Origin of the sequence: Piscibacillus salipiscarius, from assembly GCF_042685285.1 — a bacterium.
Classification (GTDB): Bacteria; Bacillota; Bacilli; order Bacillales; family Alkalibacillaceae; genus Piscibacillus; species Piscibacillus salipiscarius.
The window spans coordinates 33395-47732 of record NZ_JBHUMZ010000024.1 but is presented as its reverse complement, the minus strand read 5'-3'; the positions used below and the strand labels follow the sequence as shown (position 1 = coordinate 47732).

The 14338-nt window shown below is 37.8% G+C and carries 13 protein-coding genes; 6 read left to right on the top strand and 7 right to left on the bottom strand.

The window, feature by feature from the left end; translation table 11 throughout:
* Position 1: 1 nt before the first annotated feature.
* On the top strand, positions 2 to 3490 hold the full coding sequence (gene addB / locus ACFSW4_RS11145) for a helicase-exonuclease AddAB subunit AddB (protein ID WP_377329320.1): 3489 nt from the start codon (positions 2 to 4) through the stop codon (positions 3488 to 3490).
* Positions 3491 to 7210, top strand: coding sequence for a helicase-exonuclease AddAB subunit AddA (gene addA / locus ACFSW4_RS11140; RefSeq protein WP_377329318.1), 3720 nt, complete (start codon positions 3491 to 3493; stop codon positions 7208 to 7210).
* A 253-nt stretch (positions 7211 to 7463) separates the two neighbouring features.
* On the opposite strand, the gene ACFSW4_RS11135 is transcribed toward addA, so the two are convergent.
* From ACFSW4_RS11135 to ACFSW4_RS11110, 6 genes are read right to left on the bottom strand one after another with little or no spacing between them, the layout of a single operon-like run.
* Complete coding sequence (locus ACFSW4_RS11135; RefSeq protein ID WP_054754695.1) at positions 7464 to 7682, bottom strand: spore germination protein; 219 nt, start codon at positions 7680 to 7682, stop codon at positions 7464 to 7466.
* A gap of 38 nt (positions 7683 to 7720) precedes the next feature.
* Entirely contained in the window at positions 7721 to 8077 is a 357-nt protein-coding gene (locus ACFSW4_RS11130; RefSeq protein ID WP_054754694.1) for a spore germination protein GerPE, read from the bottom strand.
* On the bottom strand, positions 8078 to 8266 hold the full coding sequence (locus tag ACFSW4_RS11125) for a hypothetical protein (RefSeq protein WP_054754693.1): 189 nt from the start codon (positions 8264 to 8266) through the stop codon (positions 8078 to 8080).
* A complete protein-coding gene (gerPC, locus tag ACFSW4_RS11120; RefSeq protein WP_377329316.1) occupies positions 8256 to 8843 on the bottom strand; it encodes a spore germination protein GerPC in 588 nt (195 codons plus the stop codon). Before gerPC ends, ACFSW4_RS11125 begins: the two co-directional genes overlap by 11 nt.
* Before the next feature lie 44 nt (positions 8844 to 8887).
* Complete coding sequence (locus tag ACFSW4_RS11115; RefSeq protein ID WP_377329314.1) at positions 8888 to 9100, bottom strand: spore germination protein GerPB; 213 nt, start codon at positions 9098 to 9100, stop codon at positions 8888 to 8890.
* 13 nt (positions 9101 to 9113) lie between these two features.
* On the bottom strand, positions 9114 to 9314 hold the full coding sequence (locus ACFSW4_RS11110) for a spore germination protein (protein ID WP_054754691.1): 201 nt from the start codon (positions 9312 to 9314) through the stop codon (positions 9114 to 9116).
* Positions 9315 to 9416: 102 nt separating this feature from the next.
* On the opposite strand from ACFSW4_RS11110, the gene ACFSW4_RS11105 reads away from it, so the two are divergent.
* Genes ACFSW4_RS11105 through ACFSW4_RS11095 form a run of 3 tightly spaced genes read left to right on the top strand, consistent with a single transcriptional unit; the run spans position 9417 to position 12321 of the window.
* The gene (locus tag ACFSW4_RS11105; RefSeq protein ID WP_054754690.1) at positions 9417 to 10589 is read left to right on the top strand and encodes a DUF418 domain-containing protein; all 1173 of its coding nucleotides are present in this window, start codon (positions 9417 to 9419) and stop codon (positions 10587 to 10589) included.
* A complete protein-coding gene (locus tag ACFSW4_RS11100; RefSeq protein WP_377329312.1) occupies positions 10590 to 11789 on the top strand; it encodes a DUF2157 domain-containing protein in 1200 nt (399 codons plus the stop codon).
* 1 nt (position 11790) lies between these two features.
* Positions 11791 to 12321 (top strand): GDYXXLXY domain-containing protein, encoded by a 531-nt coding sequence (locus ACFSW4_RS11095; RefSeq protein ID WP_377329310.1) that lies wholly within the window; start codon positions 11791 to 11793, stop codon positions 12319 to 12321.
* A gap of 182 nt (positions 12322 to 12503) precedes the next feature.
* Here ACFSW4_RS11095 and ACFSW4_RS11090 read toward each other — a convergent pair whose 3' ends face one another.
* Positions 12504 to 13697 (bottom strand): ornithine--oxo-acid transaminase, encoded by a 1194-nt coding sequence (locus ACFSW4_RS11090; protein WP_054754854.1) that lies wholly within the window; start codon positions 13695 to 13697, stop codon positions 12504 to 12506.
* Between the two features lie 134 nt (positions 13698 to 13831).
* Between ACFSW4_RS11090 and ACFSW4_RS11085 the strand changes: the two genes are divergently transcribed.
* The gene (locus ACFSW4_RS11085; protein WP_377329308.1) at positions 13832 to 14224 is read left to right on the top strand and encodes a YisL family protein; all 393 of its coding nucleotides are present in this window, start codon (positions 13832 to 13834) and stop codon (positions 14222 to 14224) included.
* Positions 14225 to 14338 lie beyond the last annotated feature (114 nt).

The window sequence follows — 14338 nt, the reverse complement described above, 5'->3', positions numbered from 1 at the left end:
CATGGCTTTAGAATTTATTTTAGGACGTTCAGGGTCGGAATTTGGTCATTATATTTTAAATGAGATCACCGAGGAGATTAAGCAAGATCCACAAGGTGATCCTATTTTTTATTTGGTGCCAGACCAAATGGCTTTCCAGCAAGAGTACGATCTCATTAGGCAACCAGGTGTGAAAGGTTCTATTAGAGCTCAAGTGTTTAGTTTTTCACGTCTTGCTTGGTACATTTTTAACGAAGTAGGCGGAGCAACTAAACCGTTTATTTCTTCAACAGGTATTCAAATGATGTTAAGAAAGCTTGCTGATGAGCATAAGGAAGAACTCATGGCTTTTCAGGAAGCGACAGATAAACAAGGCTTTATTGACCATTTAGAGAAGATGATTACAGAGCTTAAACGTTACCGAATTACGCCTCAAACATTACATAGCGTACTAATGGAAATGTCCAAGTTTCAGCACACTCATCCAAATGAAGTGGCGCTTAAGAATAAATTAAATGACCTTGCGTTAATTTATTATGAACTAGATCAGCAATTAAGAGGGCATTATATCGATCATGAAGATCAGCTCGAGTTGATGGTAGAAAAAATTCGTGAAACAGGAATATTGAGTCAGTCTACGATTTATATAGACGGATTTCATCGATTCACTCCGCAAGAATATTATGTGCTTGAAGCTTTAATGAAGTATGCCAAAGACATCAAAATTACATTAGTGCTTAACCCTGGAGTGTCTGATGGCAGTGAATTAGACTTATTCTATCAAACGAAGACAACCTATGACACGATTATAGAAATTGCTGAAAATGAAAGCATTGAAGTAGAAGAACCATACTATTTATCTCCTCAGTTAAGGTTTAAAGGAAATCGAGGTCTCGAACATTTAGAGAGATATTTTGAGACGCAGCCGGTTCCGCCTTTTGATGGCGAAGAAGCTCCTGTTAAACTTGTTGAGGCGGTTCACCCACGTGCAGAGGTGGAAGGGGTAGCTCAAGAGATTTCGAGATTAGTTCGTGATGAAGGCTATCGCTACCGAGATTTAGCTTTGCTTATTAGGCAGCCTGAAGTCTATCATGATCTGATTGAAACCATTTTTGAAGATTACCAAATTCCTGTTTTTGTTGATGAAAAGAAAACGATGCTGAACCATCCATTTGTTGAGCTGATTCGAACAGGGTTAGAAGTGGTTGAAAGTAACTGGCGATACGATGCAGTCTTTCGATTATTAAAAACGGGTTTTGTTTTGCCAACTGATGACGAGCACCCCCTGAATGAAGAAGCGATTGATACGTTAGAGAACTACGTTCTTGAATATGGGATCAGAAGAAGTGATCACTGGTTAACGAAGGAAAGGTGGCCATATCAACGTTTTACAGGTCTTGACTTGCGTGGTCAGACGGATGATGAGAAAGAAATAGAGGATCAAATTAACGCTTACCGGAATCAAGTTGTTCATGCGTTAAAAGATTTTGACCAAAACATCCGCGGGGCTAACACTGTCTCAGAAAAATGCCAAATTATTTTCCAATGGTTAGAACATTTAGATGCTCCTAGGTCTTTAGAAAAATTACGCGATCAATATGATGATGCTGGACGTGTTGAGACGGCAAGAGAACAAGAACAGGTCTGGCAGGCTGTAATGGAACTGTTTGATGAGATGGTTGAAATAATTGGTGAAGATCAAGTTTCTAATGAATCATTTTTATCAATTGTTGAAGCGGGATTTGACACGTTAACTTTCGCTCAGGTTCCACCAACGATCGATCACGTGATTATTGGGAGTGTAGAACGTTCGCGTCTGTCTGATGTGAAAGTTGGATTTGTTCTCGGGGCGATTGAAGGGGTTTATCCGCTTAAGCCACCTGGTGAAGGCATGGTAACGGATGATGAACGACTTGTGTTAGAGGAACATGGCATATCGTTAGCAGATCGAGCTGACCGGGTCTTGCTTGATGATCGTTTTTATATGTATATTGCCTTTACGCTTGCGTCTGAAAAACTTTGGATTAGTTATCCCTTAAGTGATGAAGAAGGTCGTTCTAAAGTTCCAGCTCCAATTGTGAAACGCCTTCAGACGATGTTTCCTCAAGCAGAGCGCAAGTTTATTATGGATGATGAAGATGAAGAGGATCCAATGCGTTTTATTACGAATCAGGAAAAGTCTCGCGCTATTTTAACAGCGGAGCTATCGAAGTTTTTAAGAGGTTATCCGGTTCATGATGTTTATTGGGATACGCTTCATTGGTATGTGGAGCATGAAATTAAGAATGGTATTACGAACCGTGTACTCCAAAGTTTATTTTATAGACCTAAACCTGAACAGCTTAATGAAAAAACGGTTGAACAGTTGTACGATCAAACGATTCGGTCAAGCGTCTCAAGGCTTGAGACATATCACCAGTGTTCTTACCGATATTTTGCGCAATATACGCTTGGTTTAAATGAACGAAGCACATTCCAACTCGCAGCACCGGATATTGGGCAGCTATTTCATGAATCGTTACGAGCCATTACGGAATGGGTGTATCAGGAAGGGAAAGCATTTTTTGAATTAACTGATGAAGATATTAGGGCTTATGCACGCAGAGCTGTAGAGAAGTTAGCACCCGTGCTCAATCATCAAATTTTATTTAGCTCGAATCGTTATAAGTATATTTTAAGAAAGCTTGAACAAGTCATCATACGAGCTACAAATGTACTAGCTTATCAAGCAAGACATTCTGAGTTTGCGCCTACTGGAATAGAGATTGGGTTTGGACGGAGGCATAAATTACCGCCACTTCAGCTCAATTTACCAAAGGGTTACCAGCTAGAGCTTAGTGGGCGTATTGACCGAGTTGATCAAGCTGAAATTGATGATCAGCTATATTTAAGAATCGTAGACTATAAATCTAGCCAAAAGGATTTAAGCTTAGTCGATGTATATTATGGATTGGCTTTACAGATGTTGACGTATCTTGACGTTGTGTTAACCCATTCAACCAAATGGGTTGGAAAACAAGCAGAGCCTGCGGGCGTTTTATACTTTCATGTGCATAACCCTACGATATCTGACCCTAAGGAGGCAGATGATGAAGCGCTTGAGGAAGAGATGATTAAAGCTTTTAAGATGAAAGGCTTACTCTTAGAAGATGAAGATGTTGCAAAGGCGATGGATCAATCGCTTGAGTCGGGAATGAGTAAAATTGCGCCTTTTGGTGTTAAGAAGGACGGTTCATTTAGAAGTGGATCGAAAACGGTTGACCAAGAAGTTTTCCAAAGAATGAACAAATACGTCAGACATGTGATGATGAATGCCGGTAATGAAATTGTAAATGGAGAAGTAAAGCTCAATCCGTATCAAAAGAAAGATTCGGTTGCTTGTACGTATTGTCCGTTTCAATCGGTATGTCAATTTGATCCTACGTTAGATGAACACGAATATCGCCGGCTAAAAGAGGATTCTGATCCAGCCATGTTAGAGAGAATTCTAAAACGAGAGGAGGAGTTGTAAATGAAGTGGACTCAGGAGCAGGAACTTGCGATTTATGAAGATGGAAAGGATATACTAGTTGCAGCAGCTGCTGGTTCCGGAAAAACGGCTGTCTTAGTAGAACGAATCATTCAGAAAATGTTACGCGAGGAGGAACCTTATAATATTGATGAAATGTTAGTGGTAACCTTTACGAATGCAGCAGCACAGGAGATGAGAACTCGCGTTGGTGCGGCGATTGAAAAAGCACTGCAAAGCAACCCTAATTCGCTCCATCTCAAAAAACAATTGTCTTTGCTGCAACGTGCGAACATTTCAACTCTTCACTCGTTTTGTATGGATGTCGTTAGAAAATATAGCTATCAATTGGATTTAGATCCAAGTTTTCGCATTTTAGATGACACCGAAGCAGAACTTTTAAGAAATGATATTATTCAAGAGGTTTTTGAAGAGTGGTATGGAAAAGAAGGAGAAGAGCAAGAAGCATTCTTTCGCTTTGTCGACAGTTTTTCAAATGACCGAGATGATGCAAAAGTTGAAACACTCGTTTTGAAAATGTATGAGTTTGCGATGCAAAATCCTTGGCCTTATGAATGGCTAGAGCAAGTCCAACAAACATATAACTTAAATGAAGATGCGACGTTAGATGATTTGCCATGGATGCCAATTGTACGTGAAGATATTAAAGAAAATCTACAGGCAATGTTATTTGATGTCAATCAAGCTCTTGATCTAGCGCAAGATGTTGGGGGACCTGAGCATTACGTGCCAACTATTTTAGAAGATAAAGAGCAGATAGAACAGGTTATGGAATATGTAGGTGCACCTTGGGACGATCTGCGCGGGGTCGCAAAACGGAATGAGAAATTCGGAGCTCTCTCTAGGAAGAAAGTAGAATGCGACGAAACGTTAAAAGAAGCAGTCAAAGACATTCGAAACCGTTATAAGGAACGCGTGAAGAAATTAAACGAACGTTGGTTTAATCGTCAATCTAGTTCGTTAATGACTGATTTACACCAACTTAAGCCACTAATCGATCAATTAGTTGTATTGGTTAAACAGTTTCATAAACAATTCCAGCAGGCTAAGAAGAATCAGGCGATGGTTGACTTCTCCGACTTAGAGCATTACTGCTTAGAAATTTTACTAGATGATAAAGCAACACCTGAACATTTAACAGGGTCGGCAGTTGCCAAGCAGTTCCAACATCAATTTAAAGAAGTGCTAATAGATGAATATCAAGATACCAATTTAGTGCAAGAAACCATTTTGCAATTGGTCACACAAGGTGAACAAGCAGGAAACTTGTTCATGGTGGGTGATGTAAAGCAAAGTATTTATCGCTTTAGACACGCCGAACCTACGTTATTTATGAACAAGTATCGTCATTTTAAATTAGAAGAGGATCCATCTCTAAGAATTGACCTTGCAAGAAATTTCCGTAGCCGTAAAGAAGTATTAGATTCCACGAACTATATTTTTCGGCAGTTACTTGATGAGCAAGTAGGGGAAATGGTTTATGACAAGGATGCAGAACTCATTTATAGTAATCAGGTTTATGAACAACTAACCACGAGTGATGTTGATACGGAGCTTCACATTATTACGCAAGATGAGTTAGAAGATGACGCCGTTTCAGATGAATGGAAGTATATTGAGAAAGCTCAGCTCGAAGCACGAGCATATGCTGAAAAGATTCAGAGGTGGATTGGAACTAAAGACGACAACCCTATGCAAGTCATCGACAAAGAAACTGAACAAATCCGAAATCTTCAATACCGAGACATTGTCATCTTAATGCGGTCCATGACGTGGGCAAGTGTTATTGTTGAAGAGTTAAAACAATTGGGTATTCCTGTTTATGCGGATATTTCATCAGGTTACCTTGAGGCGATGGAAGTACAGATTATGCTAAATGTCTTGAAAACAATTGATAATCCTCAGCAAGACATTCCACTTGCAAGTGTGCTTAAATCGCCTATAGTTGGTTTATCTGAAGATGATTTAGCTAATATACGCCTTCACGGTAAGAACCAGCCTTATTACGTGGCGATGAAAAATTATATCCGTATTGGTGAAAACGAACTCGTGATACGTAAACTCGAAGCCTTTATGCATATGTTTGAATCATGGCGTGAAGAAGCACGGTATGGCGCCTTATCCAAACTTATTTGGCGGATTTACCGTGATACTGGTTACTTTGAGTTTGTTGGGGGAACACCTGGCGGCAAGCAGCGACAAGCAAACCTAAGAGCTTTGTACGATCGCGCCCGTTCGTATGAAAGTACGTCATATCGAGGTTTATATCGATTTTTAAGATTTATAGAACGAATGGAAGAACGGGGAGAGGATTTAGCATCAGCTCGTGCACTAGGTGAGCAGGAAGATGTCGTACGAATGATGACAATTCATAAAAGTAAAGGTCTTGAGTTTCCTGTTGTGATCTTAGGTGCTGCCGACAAAGGATTTAATGAAATGGATTTTAAGTCTCAGTACTTGCTTCATAAAGACCATGGTTTTGGGCCCAAGTATATGGATGTTGATAAACGTTTAATGTTTACATCGTTTCCTTTTGAAGCGATTAAAGTAGCATTAAAACGCGAAATGTTAGCTGAAGAAATGCGTATTCTTTATGTTGCCTTAACGCGTGCGAAAGAAAAACTAACCATTGTCGGCACGGTAAAAGATTTTGATAAACGTTTAGCCAAGTGGAATGAAGTGTCATCCCATTTAGAGTGGGTGTTACCACCACACATTCGAACAGATCAAGCGACGTATTTAAACTGGATTGGCACCGCTCTGGTAAGGCATGAGCTGGCTGAACCAATTCAAATAAATCCAGTTCACTCAACTGTACCTTCTACTATTAGGCAAGATGATTCAAAGTGGAAGATTCACGTGCAGCATGCGAGTCATTATATGGAACCCGAATGGATTACGGTAAAACGTAATGATGAATTACAACAGGTTATTGAAGAGTGGAACACTTCACATATTCAAACTAAATCAAATCATTACGAAGAAGTGGACCGCCGTTTAAACTATGTGTACCAGCATCAGGGAGCAGCCTATCGCCGGGCAAAACAAACTGTTACGGAGTTAAAACGTTTAAGGCAAGTTCCAGATGATTATAGTAGTACAGAATTAGTTAAGAATCAGCCAAAAATGAGGTTCCAACGACCACGTTTTATGCAGAAGGATTCTAAAAAACTTACAGCTACTGAAATTGGTAGTGCCATGCATACCGTAATGCAGCATTTACCGTTCAGAAGAGAATGGACGAAAGTAAGTTTAATTGAATTTGTAGACGGTTTAGTTTTAAAAGAAATCTTACGAGAGGAAGAGGCAGAAGTTATTGACTATGATGCGATCCTTTCTTTCTTGAAACATCCAATTGGACAAAAGCTAACTTTATCAAAAAATATTAAACGAGAGCTACCGTTTACGATGGAACTCCCGGCCTCAGAGGTTTATCCGGATTGGAATGATCCCGGAGAAGAATCGGTTATTATACAAGGTGTGATCGACTGCCTCTTTGAAAACGAGGACGGTTGGTATTTATTAGATTACAAAACAGATTCTATTTTTGGCGAATTGACTGATCAAAAGGTTTCGGAATTAGAAGAACGTTACGCTGTTCAAGTCGATCTATACAAACGTGCAGTTGAAACCATTTGGGGGGTTGAACTACAGCATGTTTATCTTTACTTCTTTGAAAGAGGGCTACTTCTAGAACATTAATAAAACAGTTCAATTTTGGATTTACCAAAATTGAACTGTTTTTTATATTAATTGTAAGACTAAATTCAAAGTCTTCTCATCTGTGTCAATCTTAACTTTATTGCTTAATTCCCGATTAAGTTGTCTAAAGTAAGGTTTTATATCCTGAATAGTGCGCATAATTGATCATCTCCTTTATTACTTAATTCGAGCTTAACCCCTAATTTCCTTTTAAAAAATGAAGCACGCTCATTTCTCACATGAGCGTGCAACTTTACGCATTGCCTGCGACATTTTGGTCATTGACATCGGGGTCAAATGGATTGGTTGAACTTAATAAATTATTGGTGCATATAAAATCACCTGTATTTAATGAACCAGAGCCGGCATTCGTTTTTCCTGAACTTTTGGGTGCTATATAGAATGCATCGCCAAAGTTTACAGTCCCACCGCCGACACTGTTTATTTTTAATGGCCCTACAATAGAAGGCATGTTTTCACCTACTTAACAGTTTAGTTATATAAAGCCTTTTAGTCGTTCTGTAAAATTCGTTTGTGCCTGACAATACTAATAGCTTTTCCGTGATCGAAAGAGCCTACATGAAGAACAGATGATCCCGTAATCCCAATCGTTTGAATCGTTTTCACTCGAATTGGATGATTGCCCGTTCTATTCACGTTTATCTTTACGGGTTTTAAGAACTTTGGAAGTGGTTCTTTAATAATGGTTTCGTCATCTGTAATATAATCTTTTATGAATATAGGGTTCTCCTTTTGTACAGCTCTCGCAATCGAGAATGGATAAACCCCCGTGCTATCACCAATCTGAAGTGTGGCGCTAAATTCAATCGAATTACAATATAGGCTGCCAACTTTTGAATCTCTCATTTAGGTTCCACCACTGACAGGTCCAAACGGAAATACATTCTCAAAAACATAGGATTCAGGTGGTGTGTCAAAGCGTGATGCTAATTGAAGATGTTCGATGTCTCCTATGATAAATAAGGATGAGGTTGAGACACCGTCCACATCAATATGCTGCACGCTAAGTTCATCATTATATATATTAACGTTCATCTTCGTCATTCTCCTTTAATTGTTTTAAAAAGAGATCGACTCCTTGAGTGACTTCTTTTTGAATATGCTTAATTAGAGCAGGTATTTTTTCACGATCAATAATCATTCTTCCATTTTGTTCCATGCTAGCTGTGTGCTCTTTAATGCGTTTAGGCAGTTGTTTTATTATATCTTGAATAATAAAAAGCTTTTGTTTTTGATCGAGTTCAATCTCATTTTCGTTGGCAAATTGACTTAGAGATTCTGGAAGGTCCTTTCTAATAAAAGGAATTAGCTGATTGTAAACCTGCTGTTCCATAGGGGTTAAAGTTTCCTCAGATGTTTCTGTTGGTAAATCGAGTTGTTCAAAAGGTAAGTCTTCGTGAGGAGTTAGACCAATATTTAGAGTGCCTTCAAGCGTTTCAATTTTAAGCTGTTCAAAATTATATTCGATCGTTTCAGCTACTCTATTTGATTTATTTTGCTGTTCAATTAATTGATCTATTTTTTCATTTAACTGGTTAATTAATGCAGATTGTTGATTGATTTTTTGCTCTAAGTAAGCTAATTGTTGCCAAAGTGACTGTATTTGCTCCATACTAACTCCTCCTTACGCTTTACTAATAATTTATGTGCTAACGCCTAATTAGTGAAAGGTATGAAGGGCATTTCTATCGTCGAACTTTCACCTTCAGGCTCAGCTTCTTCTGCAGGCCCTGTGAATTCACCAGTATTATAAGCATTGGCTACTGCTTGAATCGAACCAGAACTACCCACTTGAAGAACAGAAGAATTAGTAATGGACCCAACTTTTAAAAATTGAATATAGATTTGTTGGTGTATCGTTAACCCCATTTCTGACACCTCATTAATCGATTTGATCTTGATCATAAACAATCGTATCTGATTGCCCTAATTGAACACGAATGCCATCGCCAGTATTAAATGAGCCACCACCAGCATACGTTTTTGCTGAACTTATTGGTTGAAGGTAATAAGCATCACCGATATGAAAAACGCCAGAAGATGAAACAGAATTTACTTTAACAGCTCCAACGAATGCAGTCATTGTGTTAACCCCTTTCAACTTAATATATGAATGGAAAAAGAGAATTGTTATAAGGAACTAGTTGAATCATTTGTTATAATATTTGGAAAGAGGTGACGTTTAATGGAACCAGTTAGTCCAACTAGAAAACGAAATGAGTCAATTGATGCTATAAGGGGATTTTCGTTATTTGGGATTTTATTAGTAAATTTACTTAGCTTTCATTCACCGCATTTTATGTATGGAGGTTTAAGGGATTTTTATAGTAACGGTTTTGATGCAATTACGCTAGGTTTTATTGACATATTTGCACAGGCGAGTTTTTACCCATTGTTTTCAATGCTGTTTGGAATCGGTATTTATATGATGTATGAACGCCTTCATGCTCAAGGAAATAATGCAATGACAGTTTTAAAACGAAGAATGCTAATTTTAGCAAGCTTAGGTCTTATTCATGGTTTATTTATTTGGTACGGTGATATTTTACTTACATACGGGGTAATCGGTTTGTTGAGTTTACTATTTATTAAGAAACCTAGTCTAAGCCTTCTGAAATGGTCTTTATCACTATTATTAATTGGCGCTACCATTTTGGTGCTTATATCATTTCCAGTTCGAGAACAATTAGAACAAATGAGTGTAAGTGAAGCTGGCATTCAAGTGTCTTATGATCACTATACAGGGAATTTACAAGACGTGATGAAACAAAATTTAGCAGACTGGAAGTATTCGAATGATCCTTTTATGTGGGTCTTTTCACTTTTTAATATTCTACCGCTGTTTCTATTAGGTATGTTTTTACAAAAAAGGGGATGGCTTCAGTCACCGGATGATCATTCTTCTAGTATTAAACAGTGGTTGATGTTTTCATTTCTATTATTTATTACGATTAAAGTCAGCCCGTATCTATTTGGCAACCCGCTTTGGTTCGAGAGTGTACAGGATACCATTGGTGGTTCGGCGTTAAGTGTGGTGTACCTCTTAACTGCATTATTATTTTTTAATAGCAGGAATGCTCAAATGATTAAAAGAATACTATCCAATGTTGGTAGATTATCTCTATCCAATTATTTAATGCAATCCTTATTTAGTATTTTCATATTTTATGGAATAGGACTTAATTTGTATGGAAAACTTCATGCATTTACTCTTGTAATCATCGCTTTGGTTATTTATAGTTTTCAATTGTTATTTAGCAGTTGGTATATTAAAAGGTTTCATTACGGGCCGTTCGAGTGGCTGTATCGTTCATTAACCTATGGTCAGCGCCAGCGGTTTATTAAAAAGGGTGATTAAATGAAACGTAAATGGTTATTAGGTGAGTCGGAGAAGTGGGTTAATGAAGGAATCATTAGACCTGAACAACGGACAGCTATCATGAATAGGTATCAACAACAAGATCGTTTACCACTAATGTTTTTTCTATCAGCATTATTTATTGGCTTAGCTTGTTTAAGTTTAGTGGCCGCAAATTGGCAGGTGATCCCTGAATTAATACGCATGCTGGTCATCATCTTATTTTTATTTGCCTTTTATATGTTAGGTCATGTGTTTGAACAGAAAGGCAAACTCAATTATGGAGTCTTTTGCTATATTGTTGCTCTAATGGTCTTTGGTGCGGGGATTTTCCTAACGGGACAGATGTATCATTATACCATGAATAATGTGTTTGCTTTTATTGTATGGGGGCTAGCTGCATTTTTACTTTATACGAGTCGCCCAAATATCATGATTTATTTAACAGGTCTAGCCATTGTGACTACTGGAACGATTTATGGCTTGTCAAATATGCATGCGTTTGATTGGTGGCTATTTGCGTTATTCATCGTCGCATACGGAAGTGTTGTTTGGACTCAAAAACGACTTATGATTTCTTATATATTTTCTATTGCTTATTTAATTCAGTTATTAGGCTTTACGCTTGATCAGCTTAATGAATTTTATTGGTTTGGACTCTTTATTTTATTACTATATGTAGTTGGGTTAATCATTAAAACTCACCCAATTAGCCAACCGTTTCAGCGAGTGTCATTATTAGCAATGTTTATTTTTGTGCTGATTCAGACAATGTTAATGGAACTTTCGTTTAACCCGGAGCATCACACTGTATATTATATTGTGTTGCTTTTACTGATTATTTTTGGTGCTATTATTAGTTATCACCGTTATGATCTCTTAAAATCGTTACAGTTGGTTATCTTTTTGCCAGTTTTTGCGCTAAATGATGGGGCGCAATTAAGTGCTTATATAGTCTTATTTATATTTTCCATCACAACCCTACTTGATGGCTATCAGAAACACGATGATCGGAAGTTCCATATCGGTACAGCAACTTTCCTAATTACAACATTCCTAGTTTACATGCAAGTCGCTTGGGGTTTTCTCAATCAATCGTTATTTTTCTTCGTCGGCGGAATCATCTTATTTATAATCGGTTTCCTATTAGAAAGAAAACGAAAAGTCATGGCCGGACAGAAACGAGAAGGTGGTGTGTAGAATGAGGCGTCTTCTGAAGTTGATTAAGAAGAATTTGTTTATCATAGTTATTTTGCTACAAGTCTTGTTTTTAGCGGTCATGGCTGGGCTAAATTATGTTGCACAAGAATTTGGTTATGTCATTTATTTAGAAACTGAACCCTATGATCCGAGGGATGTGTTTTATGGTGATTATGTTCGTTTAAATTATGACATCGAAACTATTCATCCACCATATTGGTTTGGAAGTGAAGATGTAAAACAAAATAAAGTCATAAATGTATTGTTAAAACCAGACGAACGAGGAATTTACATCGTGAAGGCCGCATCGGATAAAAATCTTGACCCTCAAGGAAGTGAAGTCGTTATGACAGCTCGCTACTTGTATAAGGATCACGAGAATATAAGGCACGTTACTTATGGTATTGACCGTTATTATATTGAAAACGGAACTGGTGAAAAATACAATTCTATGGATGAGATGCTTGTTACGGTGGCGCTATCACCATGGGGGCAGAAGAAGATTTTAAAAGTTGAGGAAATGAATAAATAGAGGCTGGGACAGAATAAAAATAGTTNGAGTACGTATGGAGAAGTTGAAGCCGTGCCTGCGGAAAGCGAAGCATTTTGACGTAGCAAAAAAATGAAGACGAATATTAGGAGTCACTCGCTCTCTAATATTCGTCTTTTTCTAGGTTAACAAATGTTTTGTCCCTGTCTCTATTTTTATAATCTTTATAAGACTTCTTTAATTTTCTCAATTGCCCACTCTAAATCGTTCTTCTCAATGACAAGTGGAGGGGCGAAACGAATTACATTTTCATGCGTTTCTTTACATAGCAAGCCTTTTTCTTTTAGTGCTTCACAATATTTTCGAGCAGGCTCGGTTAATTCAACCCCGATAAATAAACCTTTTCCACGAACTTCTTTAATCTTATCACTATCAATGGATCTTAACTCGTTTAACATGTAGTCGCCTAATTCCTTAGAACGCTCAGCTAATTTTTCATCTTCTAATACTTCAAGAGCTGCAACAGAAACGGCACATGCTAACGGGTTACCACCGAACGTTGAACCGTGAGATCCTGGATTGAAGACGCCTAATATATCTTCATTAGCTACTACACAAGAAATAGGGAAGACTCCGCCTCCGAGTGCCTTTCCTAGAATTAATACATCTGGATCAACATTTTCCCAATCACAAGCGAACATCTTACCTGTACGTGCTAGGCCTGCCTGTATCTCATCGGCAATATATAATACATTATTTTCTTTACATACATCATAAGCCTCTTTTAAGAATCCTTCAGGTGGCATGACAATGCCTGCCTCACCTTGAATAGGTTCAAATAAGAAAGCTGCAGTGTTTTCAGTAATGGCTTCTTTAAGTGCATCAACATCACCGTAAGGAATGACTTTAATTCCTGGTAGCAATGGACCAAACCCTCGTTGGTTGTCTGCTTCAGATGAAAGAGAAACTGCTGTCATTGTACGGCCGTGGAAATTCCCTTCACATGCAATGATTTCAGCTTTGCCATCTTCAATACCCTTAACATCATAAGCCCAACGACGAGCTGCTTTAATAGCTGTTTCAACAGCTTCAGCCCCTGTATTCATCGGAAGAGCCATTTCTTTATTTGTTAACTTACATATCTTTTCATACCAAGGACCTAATTGGTCGTTGTGAAATGCCCTGGATGTTAGCGTTACCCGATCTGCTTGGTCTTTAAGAGCTTGAATAATTCTAGGGTGACGGTGACCTTGGTTAACAGCTGAATATGCACTTAACATATCTAAATAGCGGTTACCTTCTGGGTCCTCAACCCATATTCCTTCAGCTTTTGAAACGACAATTGGTAATGGCTTATAATTTCTAGCACCATAGTGATCAGTTTGTTCAATAATAGATTGACTAGTTTTAGTTGTCATGAAATCCCTCCATAAATATGTAATCGCTAACATTCATTATAACCTTTTGTATGTTTTGTTTCAAAGTTGTCAACAATTTATTCGCACAAGCTTGTTTAAAAATGGTAGTATATGAAGTAAAGGAGGAATGAATGATGGGTGATGTTTTGTTTTATAATACTCATTTACATATTACCACTTGGGTAATAGGCATTATTCTATTTTTTGTCGTATTAAATTTTGTGAAAAAATCTAACGAAAAAGCAGCTAAAATAACTCAAATGGTATTACGTCTTTTTTACATTTTCATTCTCGTTACAGGTGCATTATTGTGGTTTAACAACTATATGGGAACAGGTGGAGGAACATTCACCGAATCGGTTGTTAAGTCAGTAGCTGGTATTTGGTTAATTGGAGCTATGGAAATGGTCATTGGTTTTACTAAAAAAGGCAAGTCAACCTTTGCTGGCTGGCTACAGTTCGCACTGGCGATCATTTTAGTATTAGCGCTCGGTTTTGGGCGTTTACCACTTGGAATTTTACCATAAGGATTGAAAAGTCCCCATTAGTGGGGCTTTTTATTTGTATATTAATAAGTTTAAATGAGAACATGGAACACTACAGAAACTAATTGGCTGTGAACCATGTTTTCTCAGATTTAG

Bases quoted from the DNA above. Each gene is read 5' to 3' on its own strand.
- addB (WP_377329320.1), top strand. From the start codon at position 2: ATGGCTTTAGAATTTATTTTAGGACGTTCAGGGTCGGAATTTGGTCAT.
- addA (WP_377329318.1), top strand. From the start codon at position 3,491: ATGAAGTGGACTCAGGAGCAGGAACTTGCGATTTATGAAGATGGAAAG.
- ACFSW4_RS11135 (WP_054754695.1), bottom strand. From the start codon at position 7,682: ATGCCTTCTATTGTAGGGCCATTAAAAATAAACAGTGTCGGCGGTGGG.
- ACFSW4_RS11130 (WP_054754694.1), bottom strand. From the start codon at position 8,077: ATGAGAGATTCAAAAGTTGGCAGCCTATATTGTAATTCGATTGAATTT.
- ACFSW4_RS11125 (WP_054754693.1), bottom strand. From the start codon at position 8,266: ATGAACGTTAATATATATAATGATGAACTTAGCGTGCAGCATATTGAT.
- gerPC (WP_377329316.1), bottom strand. From the start codon at position 8,843: ATGGAGCAAATACAGTCACTTTGGCAACAATTAGCTTACTTAGAGCAA.
- ACFSW4_RS11115 (WP_377329314.1), bottom strand. From the start codon at position 9,100: ATGGGGTTAACGATACACCAACAAATCTATATTCAATTTTTAAAAGTT.
- ACFSW4_RS11110 (WP_054754691.1), bottom strand. From the start codon at position 9,314: ATGACTGCATTCGTTGGAGCTGTTAAAGTAAATTCTGTTTCATCTTCT.
- ACFSW4_RS11105 (WP_054754690.1), top strand. From the start codon at position 9,417: ATGGAACCAGTTAGTCCAACTAGAAAACGAAATGAGTCAATTGATGCT.
- ACFSW4_RS11100 (WP_377329312.1), top strand. From the start codon at position 10,590: ATGAAACGTAAATGGTTATTAGGTGAGTCGGAGAAGTGGGTTAATGAA.
- ACFSW4_RS11095 (WP_377329310.1), top strand. From the start codon at position 11,791: ATGAGGCGTCTTCTGAAGTTGATTAAGAAGAATTTGTTTATCATAGTT.
- ACFSW4_RS11090 (WP_054754854.1), bottom strand. From the start codon at position 13,697: ATGACAACTAAAACTAGTCAATCTATTATTGAACAAACTGATCACTAT.
- ACFSW4_RS11085 (WP_377329308.1), top strand. From the start codon at position 13,832: ATGGGTGATGTTTTGTTTTATAATACTCATTTACATATTACCACTTGG.